This window comes from Terriglobus roseus DSM 18391, assembly GCF_000265425.1.
In the GTDB taxonomy this organism is placed as follows: Bacteria; Acidobacteriota; Terriglobia; order Terriglobales; family Acidobacteriaceae; genus Terriglobus; species Terriglobus roseus.
In genome coordinates, this window is the sequence record NC_018014.1 from 245,794 (window position 1) to 268,492 (window position 22,699).

Here is a 22,699-nt window from a genome sequence, read left to right on the forward strand (position 1 = left end):
GCTGCCTTTGAGGATACGCCGCCGGGCCGTTGGTGAGGGTTAGCCCCTGGGGAAGTGCTTCGTGTCGCCGGTGCGTTCGTTGCGGACGTCAATGGCGCCGTTGGGGGTAATGGTGATGTCGATGCGCTTGCCGTCGGTGCCTGCGGGGTTCGCGAGGAACTCGTCGGGGACGTTGTGGTCGGGGCCTTCCTGCTTTGTGCCGCCGGGGTTGGGGCTGCCGGCGGGTGGTGCGAGGTGGAGCTGATAGAGCGCTTCGATGCGGGGCGAGGAACGCAGCGTGTCGATGACGGAGGTGCTGGCGCCCTTGCGGCTGCCGTTGTCCATGATGGCGACGCGGGGTGCGAGGGACTTGATGAAGATGGGGCTGCTGCTCCAGTCGATGCCGTGGTGGGAGACGATCATGAGGTCGACGGGGCCGATCTTGTTGGCGGGGCAGACGAGCATGCGTTCGCGGTCGGAGGTGAGGTCGCCGCCGTCGACGATTTTGAGGCCGGCGAAGCGGAGGAGGATGCCGAGGGACTGGCCGTTTTCCTGGGTGTCTTCGGCGGGCGCCGGGGCGTTGGCGCAGAGTGCGTTTGGCTTGCCGGCACCGGGGAGGGCGGCGTCCATGACCTTGCCGGCGGAGCTGATGGCGATGGCGTCGAAGCCTGCGATGGGCAGCTTGTCGCCGGCCTTGACGGTGACTCGTTTGGACTTGCCGCTGGCGATGACCTTCAGGTAGTCGTCGTAGTCCTGGGGCGAGTTAGGGTCTTGCGGGTAGCGGTCGCCGTGGTCGAGGAAGGTGCCGACGGGGATGCGGTCGACGAGTTGCGGGACGCCGCCTGCGTGGTCCGTGTGATAGTGCGTGAGCAGGACGGTGTCGATGCGGGTGAGGCCCATCTCCTTGGCTGCGGCGACGATGCGGTCGGCGTCGCGGCCGTTGCGCCCGGGCCAGCCGGTGTCGACGAGGAGCGACTGACCAGTGGGTGCGATGAAGAGTGTTGCCTGGCCGCCTTCCACGTCGATGGCGGCGATGCGGAGTGAGCCCTTGCCCTGTGCGACGGCGGTGGCAGCGGCGAGAACGACGGTGGACAGAGCGAACGCTAGACGGCTGGGTTTCATGGCCCACAAAGCATACCGCGCACTGGTACGCGCTGGCACGCGCCATTTGTCAGCGTGGTCGGCATTGAATTTGGCTTCAGACGCCTCCGCTTCGCTGCGGGATGACAAACCTTATCGGAAGCAATCGAGATGTGGGACAAAAGGAGACAGGCCGCTCGAGGGCGGCCTGTCTCCTTCCTGCTGGTGCTGGATTACTTCTTGTCTTCGTTGGTGCGATAGACCGATCCGGACGTTGTCACCTGGCTGCGCTTCTGAATGAGTTCGAGGACTGCAGGGTCGTTTGCCTGGTCGCCGTGTGGTGCGAAGAGGGCGCGGCCACGTTCGCTGGCTTCCTTGCGGGGTTCGCAGAGGTAGTAGACGGCCATGCTGTTGCGGACCTTCTCCCTGGGCGACTCGACGGGGTCGGGCAGGCCGTGCCAGGACTTCTGCGACGTGTCGAAGATGACGGCGCGGTTGAAGAAGTTGGGGATGCGTGTGACCAGCTCGCCGGGGGTGCCGTTGTCATCTTTCCAGAGGCCGAGTGCGCCGTTCCACTCTTCCTGCCAGTCCGGAGTGATGTAGATGATCAGGTTGAGGATGCGTTCCTTCCCCAGTTTGGGGTGAATGGAGTAGTCGAGGTGTGTGTTCAGCTTGCCGCCCTGGGCGTGTGCGTGCCATCCGCCGCCGTGGAGGCCGGGATCGGACCAGAGGGGCAGGCCGGCCAGCTTGGCCATCTCGCCCACAAACTCTTCGGAGTTGAGGAAGTCGAAGACGGCGTAGGTGGTCTTTGGAAAGCGATCCCAGTGGTTGAGCGCCTTCTTGATCTCGATGGGGTTGTGATAGACGGACCATGCGGGTCCGTCGAAGGCCGGGAACTCCTCAGCTAACTGCTTTGCAACGTCCTCGCGGAAGAAGTTGTCGATCACAACGTGGCGAAACGGAAGACCTTCATTAAAGGCGGGCACGAGGGATCCAAAATCAATGTCCGAGCGGAGAAACTTGGGAGTCATGCGGATATTATCTACGATTCGCTGCTGTTGCCGAAGGCTGATAAGCGGTCAAGAGTGTCTGGCACACGATAGACAGACGCTTTAGAAATTGCGAGATGGCCTTACTCGACTAATGATTTCCTGCGTTAAAGATTGTCGCCTGTGCCGAGTAGTCAGCTGACTCTGGCAGACTACGATCGCCTGCGAACGGGTGGCGGCACCATTGGTGTGCTTTGGAATTCTGCAACGGCTCGCAGCACCGCACGAAAGGCGGCCCATTCACCTCGGCGTGCACGGTTCAAGAGCTTGATTGCCAGGAATAGCGGCAGCGACACGATAAACATTGGTGAATGCATCCGCAGGAAGAGCATGCCGGAGACGGCGATGGTCTTCTCCATGAACGGATTGCGAGCCTCGCCGGTGCTTGCGCCTTCTTTATGAAGCACCTTTGTGTCGGCGGCTACGGCGATCTTCCATGGCGTGTGTTCCATGCGCATGCACAGCTCAGAATCCTCGTAGTACATAAAGAAGCCTTCGTAGATCATGCCGATCTCGTCGAGCACCTGCATACGAACGAGTGCGCTGGCGAAGGTGGTGTAGGAGCCGGGAACCTGCGGTTGAGGCGAGGTGTAGTGGAGGCTGGTGCCAAGCCAACGGCTGATGCGGCCACCGCTCCACGCCTGCACCTGCGAGGGATCGTGGTGGTAGTACAGCACAGTACCGACGATGCCGGTGTCGGGCTTTTCATTTGCGACGCGAAGGAGCTTGGCGAGTGTGTCCGGCGGGCACTCCGTATCGTTGTTCAGCAGCCAGGCAAATTCGGCGCCGCGCTCCTTTGCAATGCGGATGCCGATATTGGTGCCGCGGCCGAAGCCGACGTTCTCCGGATGCTCCACCAGCGTGATGGGGACGGAGCCTGCAGGGGTCGCTGCGAGGAATGCTTTGATTTGCGCTACGGAATCGTTGGTCGAACCGTTATCGACGACGATGACTTCCAGCGGAGCGGTCTGTTCTTTGAGGGTGCGCAGGCATGCGATGGTATCTCGCCAGCCATTCCAATTCACGATGACGCACGCGACCATTGCTCCATGGTAAGCGGGACCGGGGAAGAGACCGCAAGCAAGCGAAGATCCGGCGAAGCAAAGCGCTAAAATGGGAATAACGCCATGTCCTCTGCCGACCCCTTTGCGAGCGACCGACGCACCTCAGCGGCAGACGACCGCTTCAGTTTCCTGCATGTGGATCTGAACAGCTTTTTTGCGTCGGTGGAGCAGCAGATCCATCCGGAGTATCGCAACCGGCCGCTGGCAGTGGTGCCTACGTTTGCGGATACGACGGTGGCGATTGCCGCGAGTTACGAGGCGAAGGCGCTGGGCATCAAGACCGGGACGCGCGTTGGGGATATGAAGAAGATCTGCCCGGAGATCATCATGGTCCAGGGCGATCACACGACGTATGCGGAGTACTCGCACCGGATCCACGCGGCGGTGGAGCGGGTGTGTCCGGTGGCTCATATTCCATCGATCGATGAGGTGACGTGCCAGTTGATGGGGCGCGAGCGGGAGCCACCGAATGCTCGTCGCATCTCGCTGGATATCAAGCAGGCGATCTATGACGATGTGGGCGATACGATGCGCTGCTCGATCGGGATGGCGCCGAATCGCTATCTGGCGAAGATTGCCAGTGACATGCAGAAGCCGGATGGACTGATCGGGCTGCTGCCGTCGCAATTGCCGCGTGCGCTGACGCACCTGGAGCTGCGGGATCTGCCGGGTGTTGGTGCGAAGACGGAGCAGATGCTGATCAAGAAGGGCATCACGACGATGCCGCAGTTGCTGGAGCTGGATCGCGAGGGAATGCACAAGCTGTGGAACAGTGTGTGGGGCGACCGGCTATATCACTGGCTGCGCGGGCACGACACGGGCGATGATGGCGCGCCGCTGCCGAACGAGATGCAGAAGTCTCTGGGGCACTCGCATGTACTGGGACCGGATCATCGGTCGCCGCAGGGATCGTGGGCAATTGCGCACAAGCTGCTGCACAAGGCGGCGATGCGGCTGCGGATGGAGAAGATGTGCACGGGATCGCTGGGTGTGACGATCCGATACCAGTTGAGCCGGCAGGAGGCTGAGGGCCGGAGCAAGGTAAGGCAGCACCAGAGCGGTATCAAGCATGATGCATGGGGAATGGAGGCTCGGTTTCCCACGTGCCAGGACACGCTGTCGTTGCTGGAGACGCTGCAGAAGGTGTGGGCGCAGCAGCCGACCGGGCCGGAGTATCAGCGACCGTTTTTCGTGGGTGTGACGCTGGGGCGGCTGATTCCTGAGAGTGAGCAGCAGCCGACGCTGTTTGCGGATGCGGATAACCGTGGAGCGCTGTCACGGACGCTGGACAAGTTGAATCTGAAGTACGGGCATACGACGCTGCACTTTGCGGGGATGCTGCCGGCGCGGGATTCGGCGCCGACGCGGATTGCGTTTACGCAGATTCCTGTGCAGTATGGCGTGGATTATATGTAGGCCTGGCTTTCGGGAAAGCTAAACCTCAGGGGCTAAAGCCCGGGTTCTATTGAGAGGAAATTGGCACAGCTGAAGCTGTGCCCTTCCGAAGCATTGGCGTTGGTGAGTCATGCAGGTTTTGTTGCGGCATGACAAGCCTCTGGGGCGGGAGCTTCTCTCGCGCGTGGTTCTTACTCTTGACGTGCGTGTTCGTCGAGATCCTTGGCGTTGGTGAGTCATGCGGGGCTCGTTGCGCATGACAAGCCTCTGGGGCGGGAGCTTTTCTCTCGTGCGTGGTTCTTACTTGACGAGCGTGTTAGTCGAGATCCTTGGCGTTGGTGAGTCATGCGGGGCTCGTTGCGCATGACAAGCTTCTGGGCCTTGAGCTTCCCTCGCGCCTGATCCTTACTCCTGGCGAGCGCGTTAGTCGAGGCCGCAGCGGCAGCTTATGCCGTGGCGTGACGGCATGGTGCCGTCGAGGGCGGGGATGCAGTGGCCGTGGGGGTCGGTGTCGGGGTGGCCGAGTTTTGCGGCGATGCGCTGTTCGAAGTGCTCGGAGATGAAGTGTTCGAGTTTTTCGGCTTCGTCGTGGAGGTCTTCGATGGGATAGCCGAGGACCTCGAAGAGGAAGGTTTCGATGAGGCGGTGGTGGCGGACGATCTCGAGGGCACGGCGGCGGCCGGAGACGGAGAGGCGTACGCCGCGGCCACGTTCGTAGTCGATCATTGGCTTACGTTCTGCGGCCAGCTTTTGCAGCATGTTGGTGACGGACGCGGGCGCCACGTGCAGACGGACGGCGAGTTCGGAGCTGCCGATGCGTCGCTGTTCGTCACCGCCGAGGGTGAAGACGGCCTTGAGGTAGTTGTCGATCGATTCACTCGTCCGAATGGGTGCGACTCCGGATTTTGCCTTCGCGGTCAACGTGCTCAAGAAATCTCCTCTTCTAAGGCTAGCGTATGCGGTCTGCGCCATGCGCGCCATGGTGTTGTGGGGGGACGTGGCGTCATACGGCGCGATGGCCGGGGGGACGCATCTAAGGTTTCAGAGCGAGCGTAGTCGAAGGCCTCACACGGCCAATGGAGTGGAAGAGTATGAGAAGGAATCTGCAGTTGTGTGTGGCATTGGCGGCCACCTCCCTGATGGTCACGACCGGATGCAAAGGTCCGAAAGACGAGAGCAGCAACCTGAAGTCTGCGATCAACAGCTATTACGATCAGTGGCCTGATTGCCTGTGGCGGAACCCGATCCAGATGCCGCAGCAGCACGACAAGGACGATGCGTCGAAGGTGATGCCGTTTGACGCGCTGGTGGATCAGGGACTGCTGAGCCGCACGCCGGTTGAGAAGACGAAGCTGCTGGTGCTGAAGAAGGAAGCCAACAGCTACGACCTGACGGACAAGGGTCGCAGCAACTGGACGGCGGATGTGAACCAGCCGGGCTATGGCAACTTCTGCTATGCGCACCGCAAGGTGAAGGACATTGTGAGCAACACGCCGGCGGGTACGCAGCCGGGCGCGACGACCACGGTGAACTACACGTACACGCTGGGCGATGTGAAGGACTGGGCGCAGGCGACCGAGACGCAGAATGCGTTCCCGCAGCTGCGCACGGCACTGACGGCGACGAACAATGCGAAGGCGACGCTGACGCTGACCAACGATGGCTGGAAGATGCAGCCGGTTGCGAAGAGCGCGGGCGGCGACAGCGGCATCGTGGAATAGTTTCCTTCCCCAAGGTGAAGACGGCGGCGGAGCCTTATGGCTTCGCCGCCGTTCTTTGTTTCGGGATGCGGGAAATGGTTAGTTCAGGGGGCCCAAGGGGTATTCCCTGGGTGGCGTTGCGCCCATGAGGTTAGTTACGAAGTAGTCCCAGCGGCGGCGGGTGACGTAGCTGTTGGCGTCGCCATAGCCGTGGTGGGCGTTGGGGATCATGAGGAGGTCGAAGTCCTTGCCGGCGCGCATAAGGGCGTCGACGACGAGGATGGTGTTGCTGGGCGGTACGTTGTCGTCAGCCATGCCGTGCGTGAGCATGAGTTTGCCCTTGAGGCGGTTTGCGATGGCGGGGGTTGACTGGTCCTGGTAGGCGGCCTTGTTCGCGGCGTTGTCCAAGCCGATGACCTTCTCGGCCCAGTCATCTTCGTAGTTGCGATTCTCGTGATTGCCGCTCTCGGACCAGCCAACTTTGAAGAAGTCCGGGTAGCGGAACATGGCCTCTGCCGTGGCGTAGCCGCCGCCGCTGTGGCCCCAGACTCCGACGCGTGAGAGGTCGATCCAGGAGTATTTTGCGGCGAGTTGCTGGATGCCGGTGACCTGGTCGGGGATGGTGGCGTCGCCCATGTCGCGGTAGTAGGAGTCATGGAAGCGCTTGGAGCGGAGCGGTGTTCCCATGCCGTCGATCTCGATGACGATGAAGCCGAGATCGGCGAGGGCGATGTGGCCGCCCATCGACCTTGCCACGCCTTGTGCGTGGGTATCGCCTGCCATCAGCGGGAAGATGCGGGGGCCGATGGAGCCGACCTGCGGGCCGGGATAGATGTAGTCGATGATCGGATACTTCTTCGATGGGTCGAAGTGTGACGGCTTGAAGATGAGGCCGTAGAGTTCGGTCTTGCCGTCGCGCGCCTTCACGGTGAAGTTTTCGGGGGCCTGCCAGCCGGTGGCGAGGAGACGGGTGATGTCGGTCTTCGCGATCTCGGTGAGGCGTTTGCCTTCGGCGTCGCGGAGGACGGTGACGGGTGGCGTCTGCGGCGTGCTGTAGACGTCGACGAAGTACTTGCCGTCGGGGCTGATGGCGGCGTGGTGATTGCTCTGCTCGGGGGTGAGGAGGCGAAGCTTGTTGCTGTCGAGGCTGGTGCGGTAGACGGCGCTGTAGTACGGATCCCAGCCCTTTTCGCGGCCGACGCCTTCGACGAGCAGGTCGCCGGTTGCGGCGTCGACGCGGAGGACGCGGGAGACGTTCCAGTCGCCGCTGGTGACCTGGCGCTTCTGCTTGCCGGTGGTGGCGTCGTAGAGGTAGAGGTGGCCCCAGTTGCTGCGTTCGCTGAACCAGAGGATTTCGTTGCGGGCGGAGAGGTAACGCCAGTTGACGCTGTCTGATCCGCTCTCAAAGTAGGTCGCGGCTTCTTCATGGAAGACGTCGCGGACTTCGCCGGTGGCAACGTCTGCGATGCGGACGTCTTCGCGTTTGTGGTCGCGGGAGGTGGAGACGAAGGCCAGTGTCTTCGCATCGGTGGACCATTGGACGTCTTCCCAACTGCCGCCGCAGCTGATGTCGTCGCACAGGGAGGAGCGGTGCTGGTCTGGCGGCATCTTGAGGCGTGTGGTTTTGGCGGCGTCGGCGTCGATGATGACGCGCTCGATCATGGTGATGTCTTTATCGCCGGGCAGGGGGTAGTGCCAGGCGTCGAGCGTGGGGTGGCCGAGGTTGGTGCCGACGAGATACATCATGCCGGTCTTGCGCTGGTCCTGCTGGAAGGTTGCGATGAGCCGGGAGTCGGGCGACCAGACGACGATGGGCTTTTCACTGTGCGTCCAGCCGGCGTTGTCGGTGGCGTAGCCGAAGTCGGTGATGCCGTCGGTTGTGAGTGCGCGTTCGTTGCCGGTGGCGAGGTCGATGAGCCAGAGGTTCCAGTCGCGGATGAATACGGCGCGCTTGCCGTCGGGGGAGATGACGGCTTTTTCGCGGGCTTCCTTAACGGTGGCGGGCTTGCCTTCCACTGGTTTCGGATTGCCTGCGGGCTGCGTTACCGCGGCGGTTGGCGTTGCGGCCTGTTGCTGGGCGGGCATGGTCAGTTGGCGGGTGCAGGTGTACTCCGCGGCGAGCGTGCAGCGGTAGCGATCACCGTAGATGGTGGTTAGCAGGGCGGTGTTGGCAGCGGGCATCTGCAGCGCGGAGATGGGTAGGTCGGCTGCGCTGGTGCGGTAGCCGGCGGCTGCGGAGAGGGCTGCGGAGAGGCGCGCATGATCGAAGGCGGGTGCGCTGGTGCCGGTGGCGGCGTCCGTGACCATGAATGTGGAGACGCCACCCGTGACGTCGCGATACCAGAAGCGGTCGCTGCCATCGCTGCTCTTCAACCATGTCGCTGCGTTGACGGCGTGGTCGACCAGAGGCGTGGTGTGGATGACCATGCGGCTTTCCGCGCGGGCGTAATCTGCGGCGGTGACGGCCTGCTGCGCGGCGGCATGTGTCGCAGGCAGGAGAGCGACGAGCAGCAGCGCGGACAGAATGGGTGCGTGCGCGACGGACCGATCGCCACGGGCGATGCCGCAGAGACGCTTGCGCGCCAGAAGGTAAGGGGTGGTCATGCTCGGCAGTCTACCAAGCTAATCCCTGTGACGGCCTGGTAAGCCGCTATTGGCGCAACTTCCAGAGCATCTGCCGGAGCATGCCGAGCCACACTTCGACGTCGTCTCCTGGTAGTGCCAGTCTGCGGACGAGGCGTCGCATGGCGTCTTCGCCCATGTTGCCGGGGAAGCGGCGGTCGTACTCGCTGCTGACGAGCACTTCGCGCAGGAGCGATTCAAAGCGTGCGAGTTCGGTGGCGGTGGCGGGTGTCGCGGCGTCAGGGAGCGTGCGTGGGGAGGAGCCGCCGCGCGCCAGTTCGTAGAGGCAGACGGCGACGGCCTGCCCCAGGTTCATGGAGACGCCGCCGCGATGCATGGGGATGGTGAGGAGTCGGTGGCAGTGGCTCATCTCCTCGGCGGAGAGGCCTGTCTTTTCGGAGCCGAAGAGGACGGCGACGGTGCCACCGGCATCGAGCGCAGCCTGCGCGTGGGGGGCGGCGTCGCGAAGGAGGTCTACGGGGTGCAAGAGGCGGCGCTCGCCCAGGGCCGTGGTGCCGAAGACGAGGGTACAGTCTGCGACGGCTTCGGCGACGGTGGCGAACTGTCTTGCGGCGGCGAGGACGGGCGCGGCGTCGATGGCGGATCGTGCTTCCGCGAACGGGACGTCGTAGTCGTTGACGACGCGGAGGTCGTGGAAGCCGAAGTTGCTCATGGCGCGTGCTGCCGCGCCGATGTTGAGCGGATTGCGCGCGCGAACGAGAACGATGGCGACGCGGTTTTGCTGATCTACCTCTGTACTCATGCCACAGACGATTCTATGGCGTGGCAGCGTGTTGCTGCGCGGCACGCAGAGGATGCGACGGCGCAGAATGCCGGTGCTTGCGAACAAACCACGCCGGGCGTCTTGCATCCCTCCCACTGATTGCTTTCACGCACCAGATTTCGGGATATCCATGAAGACCATTACGCATAGCAAGAATCTTTGCCAGATTACGTTTCTGGGCTTTTCCAACTGCTGGCTGCTGCGCGAGGCCGATGGCTTTACGTTGATCGATACGTCGGTTGGCGGTTGCGCCGAGAAGATTGTGAGTGCGGCGCGGGACTGCGGCGCGCCGATCCGGCGCATCCTGCTGACGCATGCGCATGGGGATCACATCGGGTCGCTGGATGCGCTGCGTGAGTTGCTGGGACCGGTGGACATTGCGATCAGCGAGCGCGAGGCTCCGCTGCTGCACAAGGACATGACACTGCGGGCGGACGAGCCGAAGGGCAAGTTGAAGGGGGGCTATCCCGGAGCGAAGTCCCGCCCTACTCATACGTTGACGGATGGGGAGCTTTACGGGTCGTTGCGCTGTATCAGTACGCCGGGCCACACGCCAGGGCACATGAGTTTTCTGGATGAGCGCGATGGCACGCTGTTTTCGGGCGATGCGCTGATGTCGATTGGCGGGCTGCATCTGGTAACGAATCCGCCGTGGTATTTTCCGTTGCCGAAGATGGCGACGTGGGATTTCCCGTTAGCGGATGCATCGGCTCGGCGGTTGTTGGAGTACCGGCCGGTCTGTATTGCTACCGGGCATGGGGCGTTTGTGGGGAATGGAACGGTGGAGCTGGAGCGGGCGTTGGCTTCGTTGTAGTGCGATGTGATATCCGAGATAGCATGCAATTCTCTTGTGCCCGACTCGCGGTGGTCTTCTCCTTGCTACTGATCGTTGCGGCTCCTACGCATGCGCAGTCTCGTGCTGCTCGTGCGCCTGAGCCGACGGGGCCGACGGGGCCGACGGCGGTCTTCGATACGACGATGGGCCGCATCAGTTGCCGGCTTTACGCGAAGCAGGCGCCGAAGACGGTGGCGAACTTTGTTGCGCTGGCGCAGGGAACGAAGGATTGGCATGACCACCTGAACCTGACGGTGGTGCACAACACGCCGTTCTATGACGGCACGGCCATTGCTGGGATTGCGGACGGCATTCGTGGTGGCGACCGGTATGGCGGCGGTGAGGGGGCGGCGAACGATCCGATTGAGGAAGAGAAGATTCCGGGTGTGACGTTTGACCGGCCGGGGCGGCTGGCGATGGCGACTCGGCTGGGTGAGGTGAGCAGTTCGTTTTACCTGATCACGCTGCATGCGGATGATGAGTTCGATAAGGGCCATCGTGGCGCGATCTTTGGGCAGTGTGACGATGCGGGTGTTGCGATTGCGGCGAAGATTTCGCACGCGATGATGATTGTTGGGAATCGTACGGATAAGGCGATTGCGATCAACAAGCTGACGATCGTGCCGCCGGGGCAGCCGATGCCGCCGGTTGCTGCGGATGTCGATCCGAAGAAGATTGTGCCGCAGCCGGTGCCGCCTGCGCTGGAGACGCTGCCGTCCCCCGATCCGAAGGGGCCAACCGCGGTGATCGACACCACGATGGGCAAGCTGACGTGCCGGCTGTTTACCGAGCAGGCGCCCATTGCTACGTCCACCTTCATGGAACTGGCGGAGGGGAAGCGGCCATGGACGAATCCCACGACGCACGTGACGACGACGAAGCCGTACTACAACGGTCTGCACTTCAATCGTGTGATCCCGGACTTTATGGTGCAGCAGCAGGACTATCCGGGTGGCGCGGAGGATGCGGGGTTTGCGTACAGCATTGAGCCGGTGCCGGGGCTGACCTTTGACCGGCCGGGGCGGCTGGCGATGGCGAATGATGGACCGGAGAAGAACGACTCATCGTTCTTTGTGACGGACGCGCCGGCGCACACGCTGGACAACAAGTTCACCGTCTTTGGACAGTGTGATGATGCGACGGTGGAGTTGGTGCACGGGATAGCGAGGGTGCCGCGGACCGGGCATAACCGGCCGATCACGCCGGTGACGATTCAGAGCGTCACGATTCAGCGGTAGGTTAAGGCCCGTTCTGGTCGCCGCAAATATTTGTCATCCTGATCGAAGCGCAGCGGAGTCGAAGGACCTGCATTCTGCTTATGCCACCGGAATATCGATTGTGCGGAAGGTCACAGCTTCAGCTGTGCCGACAGCTCCCAGAGTAACGAACGGCTTTAGCCGGTGAGGTTGAGCTTTCTTCGTGATGCCCGAAAAGCTAACCTCAGGGGCTAAAGCCCGTTCCGTGGGGAGATCGCATTCGGCACAGCTAAAGCTGTGCCCTTCCAATCCATCCACATTTGCGGTGGCGTCAAGAGCTGATCCATCCAACTTTGTGCAACTGCGAACGGAATGCCGGGTGCCCCATTCATGCGCGCTCTTGCGCATGAGTGGGATATCGCGTGAAGCGCGATTCGTCGGCATCCAGCAGACCCACTCATGACGATAGAGCCGTCATGAATGGGGCACCCGCTTCGTCGTCCTTGCGATCAGATTTGCGGTGGCACAACCGGATTACGAACGCCAGTGCAGCTCGACCGGCCCTTGCAACGGATGCTCACCCTTGCCGGTAAGCCGGCGTTGCTTCAGCGCGAAGTACCACTTTGCCGGCTTGTCGGCGTCGTCGATCAGCATCATGGCGGGGCGGTAGCGGAGGCCTTCGGCCTGTTGCACCATCGTCTCCTGATCCTGCCGGACGAACTTCGCGCCGAAGTAGCTCGCGATCGTGGGAACGAGCGGGACGTTGTAGAAGATGTTCCAGCAGGCCATGACGTCGATGCGGCAGGACGATGGCGTGACGGGCGTAACGGTGGTTAGGGAAGCGAACCACTTTTCGCCGGCTCGGATGACTTCGTAGCGGCGGTTGGGCAGGGTGAAGTCGATGGTAGTTGTGACGTCCTGCCCGTAGACGCCGAGCAGTTTGTAGGGTGCGGAGTTTTTGCTGGGCGCGTGCGAGCTCATGCGGAAGCCGTCGGGGACGGGCTCGAAGTGCTTGGTCTTTTCGTGGATCGATGCGGAGCTGCGCCACCACCATGCCTGGTGTACGAAGGGGCCGTGCGCCGGGTCCATGAGGCCGATGATGCCGTGGTCGACGTTGCAGGGCAGGTCGGCGGTGATGTGGGCGCTGCGGAATTTCGAGGAGAACTTGGGGATCTCGGGGACGGGCGGGAGCTTTGTCTCGTCGGAGATGCGGCCTGCGCCGGCTTCGGGCAGATAGACCCAGGCGTAGCCGTCGACTTCGCGGCAGGGATAGGCGCCGGCGTAGATCTTCGAGGGTTCGAGTGTGTCGATCTGGGTGAGCGACGGGATCTCAGTGCACTGGCCGCCACATGGTTCGAACTTCCAGCCGTGGTAGCGGCATTGGACGGTCTCGCCGTCGAACCAGCCGGCGGAGAGCGGGATGCCGCGGTGCGGGCAGAGGTCGCGCATGGCGAAGATGCTGCCGTCGTTCTTGCGTCCGAGCAGAAGCGGCACGCCGAGCAGCAGCGCGGTAGTGCTCTTGCCCCGGGCAAGGGTGTCGGCACGGAGCGCGGGATACCACTCGCCGAAGATGAGTTCGGTTGCGGGCTGAGTGCCCGGCTCCAGCTTGTCGTTGCGTAGCTTCATGCGCAGCATCAGGTTATACCAGCCGCAAACAGGAAAGGCGCCGCCAGGGTTGGCTGCGCCTAATCACTTACTCTCTCGATGATACGCCGGTTTACGCCGCTGTCCATAGCACTTTCGATCACTTAGCAACCGTATATGAGCGGATCTAACATAAAGATGTTGTTAGGCCGCTAAGTAGAGAGCAGCCAGGCGATTGTACGATGCAGTACCGGAAGTTACTTCTCACGCTCTTATTCGCCGTCCTTACTTATAAGTTGATGGTGACTGCGTTCTCTTTAATGAACAAGCCAAGCGATACAGCCCTGTACTGGGGCGAGCTGCTGCTTGCCGTTTCGGTGATCGGTTTCTTAGCCATGGTTCGACTCCTCTGGAGGAGGAGTATGCGATGACGCTCTTTAGTGAAGTTCTTAATGGCAATCGCCACGATGACGACGACGGTCTGCGCCGCCTGAAGATGGTATTCAAACTCGGCGGCACGTTGATCGCCGGCGCTGTGGTCCTTTCGATTCTATTCAACTACATCGTGTCAGTTACGCGCATTGGCGCGGGTCACGTGGGTGTGGAGGTGGTGTTGAGTGGTTCGCAGCGTGGCGCCTCGGAGATCCCGATCCGCACGGGGTGGGTCTTCTATTCGCCTCTACGTTCGCAGATCGTGGAGTTCCCGACGTATGTGCAGACCGTGAAGTGGACGCACGACTTGAATGAGGGCCGCGCGACGGATGAGGCGATGAGCTTTAATTCGAAGGAAGGCATGGAGATCTATTCGGATGTAAGTCTGAGTTATTCGATTGAGCCAAAGCGTGTGCCTGATTTCTATGTGAAGTACCGGGTTACCGAGCTGGATCAGTTCACGCATGGCATTCTTCGCGATGTAGTTCGTAACTCACTGAATGAGGTCGCATCGACTTACACCGTTGAGCAAATCTATGGCGAGCAGAAGACCGCATTCCTAGAGCAGGTGCAGCGCCGTATTCAGCAACAGTTGGATGCAGTGGGTGTGGGCATCCAGCAGTTTGGCTTCATCGGTGCGCCGCGCGTCCCGTCGGTGATTGCGAACGCCATCACGGGTAAGGCGCAGGCGATCCAGGATGCAGAGCGCGCACGCAACGAACTGGCGAAGACCCAGGCCGAGGCGGCCAAGCAGGTGGCCGAGGCAGAGGGCGAGGCGAGGAGCAGTGTGACCCGCGCGCAGGGCGAGGCGGAGGCGAATCGCATTCGTCAGACCAGCATTACACCGCAGTTGTTGCAGCTGCGCTCGCTGGAGAATCAGCGTGCGCTGATCGAGCGGTGGAATGGCCAGCTACCCAGTGTGGAGACGGCCGGCAATAGCAGCATGATGCTGCAACTGCCTGCAGCACGTTAGTGAGAACGCAGCGATCGCAACAGGCGGTCGCTGCGTTTCTGCTGGTGCGTTGCATACGCCACTGGAATTCCGGGCTGCAGTAGTGCAAGCTAGGCAGCATGAATCTTCTTCTGGTGATGATGCTGGGCGTTTGCACCGGCCTGCGAACGATGACGCCTGTTGCGGTGCTGTGCTGGTTTGCTTACCGTAATGTGCTGCACCTGACGGGTTGGCGGTCTTTTACGGCCAACATTATTGCCGTGGTTGTCTTTACGCTGATGGCGCTGGGCGAGTACATCGGCGATAAGCTGCCGAGCACGCCGAGCCGCACCGCTGCCGTGGGGCTGGCGGGGCGGTCGTTGTTTGGTGCGTTTGTGGGGTTGGTGCTGGCGCAGCCGCTGGTGCTGAACCCGGCTGCTGCCGTGGTGATTGGGATCGTTGGCGCACTCATCGGGACGTATGCGGGATGGTTTGTGCGGACGCGCACGGTCATGGCGCTGAAGTGCCCGGACCTGCCAGTTGCGCTGGTGGAAGATGCGCTAGCCATTGGGCTGAGCATTACGTTCCTGCACCTGGTGGTGGTGCATAGTGCGTTGTTTGCCGGCAATGAGGGTTTCTGGCTGCGATAGGCGAGTCATCAGCGAGGCGATCGGAAGAGCCTGGAGCTCTCACGGGCGGCGAGAGATTTTGTTGCGGGCCTTCATTTATCCCGATAACCAGGGCTTCGCCCTGGGCTAGGAAGTCGCGGACCTTCAGTCCGCCAAATGCCACCTGGAACGGATAGCCGCCTTTGACGGAGGCTATCCGGTTCAACACGAAGCGAATGCATTGGCTCCGAGAGCACGCTGCTGGTTGGTCGCTCTCACCGTCGGGCGAACGAAGTTGTAGACCTTCGAGACACCTAGCAGGAGAGGTTTGCTGCCTTGAGTGCGTCCTTCAGGCCCTGCATGCTGATGCGGGTGGAGGATTCGCCGATCTCGTCCTTGGTGGTGCCGGGGCCACCGTGCCAGTGGGTCTCCAGGCTGAGACCGTAGCGGTACCCATCGCGGTGGAGTGCCTTGAGCTGGCCGGTCCAGTCGATGGCGCCCTTGCCGACGGGCTGCCACTCAAAGCCACGCTTGTCGCCGGCGTTGCGGCTGACGGACTTGACGTGGACGTGGCCGATGCGGTTCTTGGGGAGACGGTCGTAGTCGTTCGGGTAGGGCACATCGCCTTCGAAGCTGCCGGAGTTGCCGGGGTCCCAGTTGAGCATGAGGTTCGGGTTTGGGATGGCTGCCAGCAGCGACGCGGCCTCAGCGCCGGAGCCGGTGTTGCAGGCCATTTCGTTTTCGAGGACGAGGACCATGCCGCTCTTCTTGCAGATGTCGGCGGCCTTGTTGAGTGCTTCGTTCATGGCCTTGCGGAAGGGCTTGGGGTCATCGAGTCGCCAGAAGTCGAAGCAGCGGATGCGGTCGGTGCCGAGGCTCTTTGCGTTGTCGATGAGGCGCGTGAGCAGGTCGAACTGGCCGGAGAGGTCGGCGGGGATCTTTGCAGCGTCCTTGTTCGGGCTGTCCTTGGAGAGGGGTGCGCCGGGGAAGTCGCTCTTGAAGAAGGGCGAGGCGAGATCGGTGACTTTGAGGTTGTACTTGGCGAGGATCTTTTTGGCATCGGCGAGATTGGTTTCCGTGAACTTGCCGGGTGCGGTTCCCCACAGGTTGCGGACCTCAATCCACTGCAGGCCGAAGTCGTGCGAGGCCACGTAGCAGGCGTGCTCGAAGTCCGACGAGATCTCATCGTTAATGACGGCGAGTCGAAAGCCGCAGGCGGCGGTCTGCGCGCGAAGGGCGGCAGTGGCGGCGAGCGCGGCGGTGCCTGCGAGGAAATGACGGCGTGTGACGGACATGAGGCCTCCGAAGATCGGGAAGGATCTGCGTGGGCCATCTTATCGTGTGGCGTGTGAATTTTGCAGGCGGACCTGTAAGCCGGATCTATTGAACCTTGCCCTTGCGCTTGGCGATTGCGGCTTCGATTGTGCTTTTACAGGTCTCGCAATTTTCCAGAACATGGTCCTCCACAGACACGCCTGCTTTGTCTTGCAGGGTTGGGTCTGCACCGGCATCCAAGAGACGCTGTATGGCTTCCGCGCTGTATTGGTGCATTAATGCGGTTTCGCCGTCGTTATTGCGGGCGTCGATTGGGATTCCCAATGTGAGCAGGTGAGGCATCAGGTCGTCGTCCGATCGAAAGAGAAGCGTCTCACCATACTTGTTGCGCTCGCTCGTGGAGAAGTCGTGGGAGGACAGCAGTTCAAATATTTTCTTCGTTTGCTCAGGGTCGTTTCCTGATCCAATTGCCGCGAAAAAGAGAAGAGGGATCTCAGTGTTCACCAGATATTGGCGGTCTATCGGGAATTCCAAAACTCTTGCTACGACCTCGGGCTGATGCGATGTAATCGCGTCCGCGAGCAGGTTTCCTGCCTCGCCACCCGAACCATCTTCTGGAATAGGCCGATCCGGTTTGCCGCCCTGTTCAATCCAGAAGTTCAACAACGCAAGACTCCCCGCCCGTGCAGCACTTGCCATGCACGCCTGTGCGACCGTCTGCGATGGCGGATTCAGCTTCGCCATTCGTTTCACGAGAAGAAGGTCCTCTTTTCTGGTTGCAATGCAGACGGGGTACTCTGCGGGCCCATAGGAGGCGACTGGCCTGGCCTTGATATCCGTTGGGATACCAGCGGCGAGCATAGCTTCTACAAGGTCTGAACGATCATGCTCGATAGCGGAGTTGAAGAGATCGAGGTTCTCGGTACTGTGGCTGCCGAAGTTCCAATGCTCGTCCTTCAGGGATTGCAGCGTTTCGGCGTTGCCAGCGACCCAACGCTCTGTCCCCGTGGCCTTATCGATTTTTTCCTGGAGCGATCCAACCACCTCTGGCAAACCGGCTGAAAATCCGAAGTAGCTGTACACCTGCCACTCCTTGCCTTCGTAGCGCAGTGTGATCGTCTGCGCAGAAGCGTGTGTGACATCAGCTACGTAGCGCGGCCGGGCGGACAAAAAATCGGCGCGACGAAACTCATCGAGTAAATCGCGCACAGCTTTTCTATCAATATGCGCAACATGTGTTCCGGGAACGAGGACGTAGGATACGCCGGTGTATTCGACACGCCCGTCTCCATGGAGCGTTACGGTGTATCCGGGACAGCGTCCCCCACAGACGGTGCTCTCCAGAGCAAACGTTACCGTTTTGAGATCGATATCGGCTGGGATGGATACATGCTGTGGTAACCATAGTTCCCTGGGAAGAATGCCCACGGCATCGACGATGCGGGCTGTGACGATCGTGCCGTCCTTTGTCTTAAATGGGAGAAAGGAACGCTGCCGCTCGATTCGTTCCGCCTCTTCGAAGAGTTCCGGTGGACCGTCCACCGCGCGTGCTTCGTTGACACGGCCGTTTCCGCTCACGATGACATCAAGCACAACGAAGCGATAGCGGTGGTCGAGCTTTTCGAGGTCGGCATGAATGACCTGCGCGGGACCGTCGTAGTGTCCCCCCACGTTTGCGCTTAGGTCATCGCGCAGGTCGATCGTCTGCGCATGCGTGCATACGGGGAACAGCAGCAGGAGCAGCAAGCCAAGGTGATGCACCATACAACCTCGATGTCCGCATGAGTAGACACCGACGAGCGTGATTTTGTCCCAAGAAAAGGATCAGCGAAATTTTGCAGGCGGACCTGTAAGCCGGATTCTGTCTACGCACCGCCATTGCTCTCGCTTTGGTTTCTGCGCTGAACGATCATTCCTCTAGGCCGTGCATTGCTGCACGGCTCCAGCAACCTACCCGCGAGTCTGGCGCGCCGGGCCGGCACGCATCGTGCTTCTGCTTGCGCAGAGGCAGTCTTCCCGCCTATTTGGTCTTGCTCCGTGTGGGGTTTACCATGCCGCCTGCATTACTGCCGGCGCGGTGCGCTCTTACCGCACCTTTTCACCCTTACCGCAGCTTGCGCTGCGGCGGTATTTTCTCTGTGGCACTGGCCGTCTCGTCGCCTTGAAGCGCCGATCCCGGGCGTTACCCGGCACACTGCCCCCTGGAGTCCGGACTTTCCTCCCCTGCTCTAACAAACGTGCGTAGAGCAGCAGCGATCGTTCGGTCCGCCTGCAGGGTTGAGTATACGTGGGGGACGGGCCCGGGTGCGGGAATCAGTCCTTGGTCAGGTCGATGACGAGCGGGATCTCGCGGTCTGCCTGCTTGTCGAATTTGCTGATTTCGAAGTGTTTTGAGTGGTGGCCACGGAAGGTAGCCCAGACCTGGTAGTCCATGGTGGAGCTGAGGTTGCGGATGCGGTAGGTGCCGCGCTCGTCGGTAACGTAGCTCTGGATGGTCATGGTGCCCTCCTGCTCGACCTGAACGACGGCGCCGCGCAGGGGCTCGTTGCCGCCGTCGTGGACGGTGCCCGTGATGTTGCGGGGTGCGTTGCGCGTGTACTGCACGTCGAGCATGCGTGGTGCAGATGCCTGCTGCGCGGTGGCAGCGACACAGGCCAAGAGGGCGAGCGTGGCGACGGCATGGCGAACGATTTTCGCTGAGAAGATCGATTTCAAAAGAGCACACCTCAGGGAACCGGTACGTCCGGGCGCTCACGGAGTGTGAGGTTTCGGCAGTTAATGGGTTTCCTAAGATAAGACGCGAGAAATGCCGCGGAGAATGCGAGTTTTCTTCTGGGCTGGTTCCGGATTGAGTTCCCGGGCGCCCTTCGCGCTGTCGCTCCGGGGCTTGAAGGACTCGAGTTGCCGCAGTCGCAGAGCGGTCTTTCCCGTTGAAGGCGAAGGTGGCACGAGTGTGAATTCCCGAGGGAAAGCGAGCTTTGCTGCACCAAGGTCGGTGCAGAGTGCGATCTTCGATACCTCACGCGAGATTGCGGGCGTGGTCGCGCTCTCCTCGTTCCCCTATAATCGTCTTTCGTACATACGTACTTGCAGACCGCGCGAACGGAGACCTCGCGGAAGCGCGTGCGGGCGAGTTTCAGGCAGTGAGGGTGTTGTTATCAAAACCGTAAAACAGGGCGCCGTCGGCGTTCCAGACCATGAGCATCGGAATGTGCGGTACTCCTCACTTCATCGTTTGATCGGGGCCGGTCGCGCCACCCTTGGAGAGCGGGCTGTATCGCTTTCCATGGCGGCCATACTGGCTACCGGCATGCTGCCTGCGGGCGCATGGGCGCAAGCTGCTGGGCCGGTCGCGCCCACGGCGCTGCCCAGTGCGGCGCCCACGGGAGAAGAGCCGCTGTGCGCTCCTCAGGTGATCGGCAACCGCCGTTATCCGAAGGAATCCATTCTGGCCCGGCTGTTTTCACGCCAGGGCAATCCGTACGACGCCGCCACGGTTGAGCGCGATTTCAACTCGCTGTGGAACTCCGGCTTCTTCGAAAACATCATCATTGAACGGGCTGAGGGCGCAGGCTGCGCGCAGTTGATCATCTATGTGTCGGAAAAGCCGACCATTGGTGAGATCAACTACAAGGGCCTCAGTTCTGTCACGGTGAGTGACGTTCTGGAGCGTGACAAGAAGGCCAAGGTTGGCGTCACGGTCGAGAGCCAGTACGACCCGACCCGCATCAAGCGCAAGGAAGTGGTGCTGAAGCAGTTGCTGGCCGAGCATGGCCACCAGTTTGCGACCGTCAAGACGGAGATCCGCACCATTCCGCCAGCGCGTGTGGCCGTTACCTTCATCGTGAAGGAAGGCCCGACCGTCAAGGTTGGCAAGATCGGCTTCCGCGGGAACGAGCGCATCAACAGCCGCACCCTCCGCGCGGCGATGAAGAACTCGAAGCCCATCGGTATTCCGCACTCGATCATCCTGGAAAACCTGTTTGCGCAGACGTTCGACGCGACCAAGCTGGATGAGGACGTGGAGCGCGTGCGCCAGGTGTACCGCGAGCGCGGTTACTTCAAGGTGCAGCCGGGCGAGCCCGCCACCAAGGTGCGCGATGCCGGCGGCCTGAACATCTTTACCATGCACCCGTCCACGGGCAAGCGGATCGACATCGAGATCCCGATTGAAGAGGGCTCCCGCTACAAGCTGGCGGCCATTAACTTCACGGGCTACGACAAGAACATCGTGAACGAGAAGGCACTGCGGGCACAGTTCGCGCAGAAGGATGGCGAGTACTTCAACGCCAGCGTCTTTGCGAAGGGACTTGAGAACCTGCGCAAGGCCTATGGCTCGCTTGGCTTTATCAACTTCGTTGGAACGCCGCAGCCGAGTTTCGATGAGGCGAAGAAGACGATTACGCTGACGATCGATGTCGATCCGGGCAAGCGCTTCTACGTTTCGCGTATCGAGTTCAGCGGCAACACCATCACGCGCGATCGCGTCATTCGCCGCGAACTGATGCTGGAAGAGGGTCAACTTTATAACAACCAGGCATGGGAGACATCCATCCTGCGGCTGAACCAGTTGAACTACTTCGACACGCTTAAGGCGGACCAGGATAGCGAAGTCCGCACGAATAACGAAGAAGGCACCGTCGACCTGCTGCTGAAGCTGAAGGAAAAGGGCAAGAACTCCATCGGCCTGAACGGCGGCCTATCCGGCTTGTCAGGTTCGTTTGTGGGCTTGAACTACGAGACGAACAACTTCCTGGGTCTTGGCGAGACGCTGAGCGTTGTGGCCAACATCGGTAACCTGTCGCGCAGCGTGACCTTCGGATTTACGGAGCCTTACCTGCGGAACAAGCCGCTGTCGCTTGGCTTCCAGGTCTTTGCCAGCAAGTACGACTACAACCCGGCGAAGAGCTACCAGACGACGGGCGCGAGCCAAAACCTGAGCAACGCGCAGCAGTCGCTGCTGACGAACTATAACCAGTCGAGCACGGGCCTTACGGTGAGCATGGGCTACCCCATCCGCCGGTCGTTCAAGCGCGTTGGTATCTCGTACGCGCTGCAGCGCTCGAACATCACCACGTTTAACGACAACACGCGGAACGTCTTTGAAACGCTGAACTTCCGTAGCGGCATTCAGCAGACGAACTCGCTTGGCGGCATCATCTCGTCGGTGATCACGCCTTCATTCACCTACTCGTCGGTGGATCGCGCGGCAGGTCCTCACAGCGGTCGTGACTTCAACCTGGCAATCCAGGTGGCGGGCGCGGGCGGCAACGTGAAGTACTTCTCGCCCGCAGCCAGCTTCCGTCAGTTCTTCCCGATGAAGGGTCTGCGGATCAACCGCGAGGGCCACAACGTGCTCGGCATGCGTATGCAGCTGGCGCACGCTGAGGGCTTTGGCGGCCAGGTGGCTCCACCGTTCAATCGTATCTACGGTGGCGGCGAGAGCGACATCCGCGGCTTCGATATCCGGTCGGCGACGCCGTATGTCTTTATCCCGACGCGGGTTGAGTTCAACCTGACGAATCCGGACGGCTCGGTGGTACCGCGCGACCCAACGAACAACACGCTGGGGAACGTACAGATTCCGCTGCCGATCTACCGCCTGGTTACGGTGGGTGGCGATACGTCCTTCACGGCAAACGTGGAGTACCGTATCCCGATCATCTCGCAGGTTACGTTCGCGTTCTTTACGGACTTCAACATGACCTTCAACGCTTTGCCGGGTCAGTTGCAGCAGAGCGTGCTGGGTGCGTCGACGCTGTCGAGCCCGCTGTATGGCTGCCCGACGTTCAACAACGGCGCCTGCTCCGGCGGCAAGCAGCTCACCTTCCCGACGCGCCTGAACACGGCGCCCGGTACCAACTACGTGCCGCGTATGTCGAACGGTGTGGAGTTACAGGTGATTCTGCCGATCGTCAATGCACCGTTCCGGCTGTTCTACGCGTATAACCCGCTGCGCCTGTATGAGTCACTGCCGCAGCAACTGGCGACGGATTCGGCGACCTTCAAGGGTTTCTTCCCGGATACCGGAGCAGGCCGCTACTCGTACGCACAGGCCCTGCAGTTCTACGGCGCAGATTACATCCTGCGTGAACCGCGTAAGACGATTCGTTTGAGCGTCAGCACGACGTTCTAAGGGGTCAGCAAGTCGACAAAAGGGGATGC

Annotated in this window: 17 protein-coding genes and 1 other RNA gene; 7 read left to right on the forward strand and 11 right to left on the reverse strand. The window is 61.2% G+C overall.

All coding sequences use genetic code 11. The features are described from left to right. Positions 1-39: 39 nt before the first annotated feature. The 3 genes from TERRO_RS01025 to TERRO_RS01035 form a co-directional block, all read right to left on the reverse strand. On the reverse strand, positions 40-1,101 hold the full coding sequence (locus tag TERRO_RS01025) for a ComEC/Rec2 family competence protein (protein WP_014784128.1): 1,062 nt from the start codon (positions 1,099-1,101) through the stop codon (positions 40-42). Between the two features lie 191 nt (positions 1,102-1,292). Continuing rightward, a complete protein-coding gene (locus tag TERRO_RS01030) occupies positions 1,293-2,090 on the reverse strand; it encodes a 2OG-Fe(II) oxygenase (RefSeq protein ID WP_014784129.1) in 798 nt (265 codons plus the stop codon). A 170-nt stretch (positions 2,091-2,260) separates the two neighbouring features. Beyond that, entirely contained in the window at positions 2,261-3,151 is an 891-nt protein-coding gene (locus TERRO_RS01035; RefSeq protein ID WP_014784130.1) for a glycosyltransferase family 2 protein, read from the reverse strand. A gap of 84 nt (positions 3,152-3,235) precedes the next feature. Here TERRO_RS01035 and TERRO_RS01040 point away from each other — a divergent pair, with 84 nt between their 5' ends. After that, positions 3,236-4,588 (forward strand): Y-family DNA polymerase, encoded by a 1,353-nt coding sequence (locus TERRO_RS01040; protein ID WP_014784131.1) that lies wholly within the window; start codon positions 3,236-3,238, stop codon positions 4,586-4,588. A 402-nt stretch (positions 4,589-4,990) separates the two neighbouring features. Here the strand turns inward: TERRO_RS01040 and TERRO_RS01045 are convergent, their stop codons facing one another. Further along, positions 4,991-5,497, reverse strand: coding sequence for a metal-dependent transcriptional regulator (locus TERRO_RS01045; RefSeq protein WP_014784132.1), 507 nt, complete (start codon positions 5,495-5,497; stop codon positions 4,991-4,993). 161 nt (positions 5,498-5,658) lie between these two features. On the opposite strand from TERRO_RS01045, the gene TERRO_RS01050 reads away from it, so the two are divergent. Beyond that, the gene (locus tag TERRO_RS01050; protein ID WP_014784133.1) at positions 5,659-6,288 is read left to right on the forward strand and encodes a hypothetical protein; all 630 of its coding nucleotides are present in this window, start codon (positions 5,659-5,661) and stop codon (positions 6,286-6,288) included. A gap of 78 nt (positions 6,289-6,366) precedes the next feature. On the opposite strand, the gene TERRO_RS01055 is transcribed toward TERRO_RS01050, so the two are convergent. Then, a complete protein-coding gene (locus tag TERRO_RS01055) occupies positions 6,367-8,871 on the reverse strand; it encodes a S9 family peptidase (protein WP_014784134.1) in 2,505 nt (834 codons plus the stop codon). Between the two features lie 46 nt (positions 8,872-8,917). Beyond that, positions 8,918-9,652, reverse strand: a complete 735-nt coding sequence (locus TERRO_RS01060; RefSeq protein ID WP_041592823.1) for an RNA methyltransferase — start codon at positions 9,650-9,652, stop codon at positions 8,918-8,920. A gap of 151 nt (positions 9,653-9,803) precedes the next feature. Between TERRO_RS01060 and TERRO_RS01065 the strand changes: the two genes are divergently transcribed. Together TERRO_RS01065 and TERRO_RS21710 are read left to right on the forward strand one after the other, a co-directional pair. Beyond that, entirely contained in the window at positions 9,804-10,487 is a 684-nt protein-coding gene (locus tag TERRO_RS01065; protein ID WP_014784136.1) for an MBL fold metallo-hydrolase, read from the forward strand. Between the two features lie 23 nt (positions 10,488-10,510). Continuing rightward, positions 10,511-11,746: a peptidylprolyl isomerase gene (locus TERRO_RS21710; RefSeq protein WP_014784137.1), complete on the forward strand. Its 1,236-nt coding sequence runs from the start codon at positions 10,511-10,513 to the stop codon at positions 11,744-11,746. Between the two features lie 492 nt (positions 11,747-12,238). On the opposite strand, the gene TERRO_RS01080 is transcribed toward TERRO_RS21710, so the two are convergent. After that, positions 12,239-13,339, reverse strand: coding sequence for a Rieske 2Fe-2S domain-containing protein (locus TERRO_RS01080; protein ID WP_014784138.1), 1,101 nt, complete (start codon positions 13,337-13,339; stop codon positions 12,239-12,241). 376 nt (positions 13,340-13,715) lie between these two features. Here TERRO_RS01080 and TERRO_RS01090 point away from each other — a divergent pair, with 376 nt between their 5' ends. Together TERRO_RS01090 and TERRO_RS01095 are read left to right on the forward strand one after the other, a co-directional pair. Further along, positions 13,716-14,693, forward strand: coding sequence for an SPFH domain-containing protein (locus TERRO_RS01090; RefSeq protein ID WP_014784140.1), 978 nt, complete (start codon positions 13,716-13,718; stop codon positions 14,691-14,693). 98 nt (positions 14,694-14,791) lie between these two features. Beyond that, the gene (locus TERRO_RS01095) at positions 14,792-15,301 is read left to right on the forward strand and encodes a DUF4126 family protein (protein ID WP_014784141.1); all 510 of its coding nucleotides are present in this window, start codon (positions 14,792-14,794) and stop codon (positions 15,299-15,301) included. Between the two features lie 272 nt (positions 15,302-15,573). On the opposite strand, the gene TERRO_RS01100 is transcribed toward TERRO_RS01095, so the two are convergent. The 4 genes from TERRO_RS01100 to TERRO_RS01110 form a co-directional block, all read right to left on the reverse strand. Beyond that, on the reverse strand, positions 15,574-16,554 hold the full coding sequence (locus TERRO_RS01100; protein ID WP_014784142.1) for a sugar phosphate isomerase/epimerase family protein: 981 nt from the start codon (positions 16,552-16,554) through the stop codon (positions 15,574-15,576). Positions 16,555-16,639: 85 nt separating this feature from the next. Then, on the reverse strand, positions 16,640-18,298 hold the full coding sequence (locus tag TERRO_RS01105) for a DUF6438 domain-containing protein (protein ID WP_014784143.1): 1,659 nt from the start codon (positions 18,296-18,298) through the stop codon (positions 16,640-16,642). A gap of 70 nt (positions 18,299-18,368) precedes the next feature. Then, an RNA gene (gene rnpB / locus TERRO_RS22535) (RNase P RNA component class A) lies at positions 18,369-18,806 on the reverse strand. Positions 18,807-18,847: 41 nt separating this feature from the next. Continuing rightward, positions 18,848-19,249 (reverse strand): carboxypeptidase-like regulatory domain-containing protein, encoded by a 402-nt coding sequence (locus TERRO_RS01110; protein ID WP_041592388.1) that lies wholly within the window; start codon positions 19,247-19,249, stop codon positions 18,848-18,850. Positions 19,250-19,820: 571 nt separating this feature from the next. Between TERRO_RS01110 and bamA the strand changes: the two genes are divergently transcribed. Then, complete coding sequence (bamA, locus tag TERRO_RS01115) at positions 19,821-22,670, forward strand: outer membrane protein assembly factor BamA (RefSeq protein WP_014784145.1); 2,850 nt, start codon at positions 19,821-19,823, stop codon at positions 22,668-22,670. The last annotated feature ends 29 nt before the right edge of the window (positions 22,671-22,699 follow it).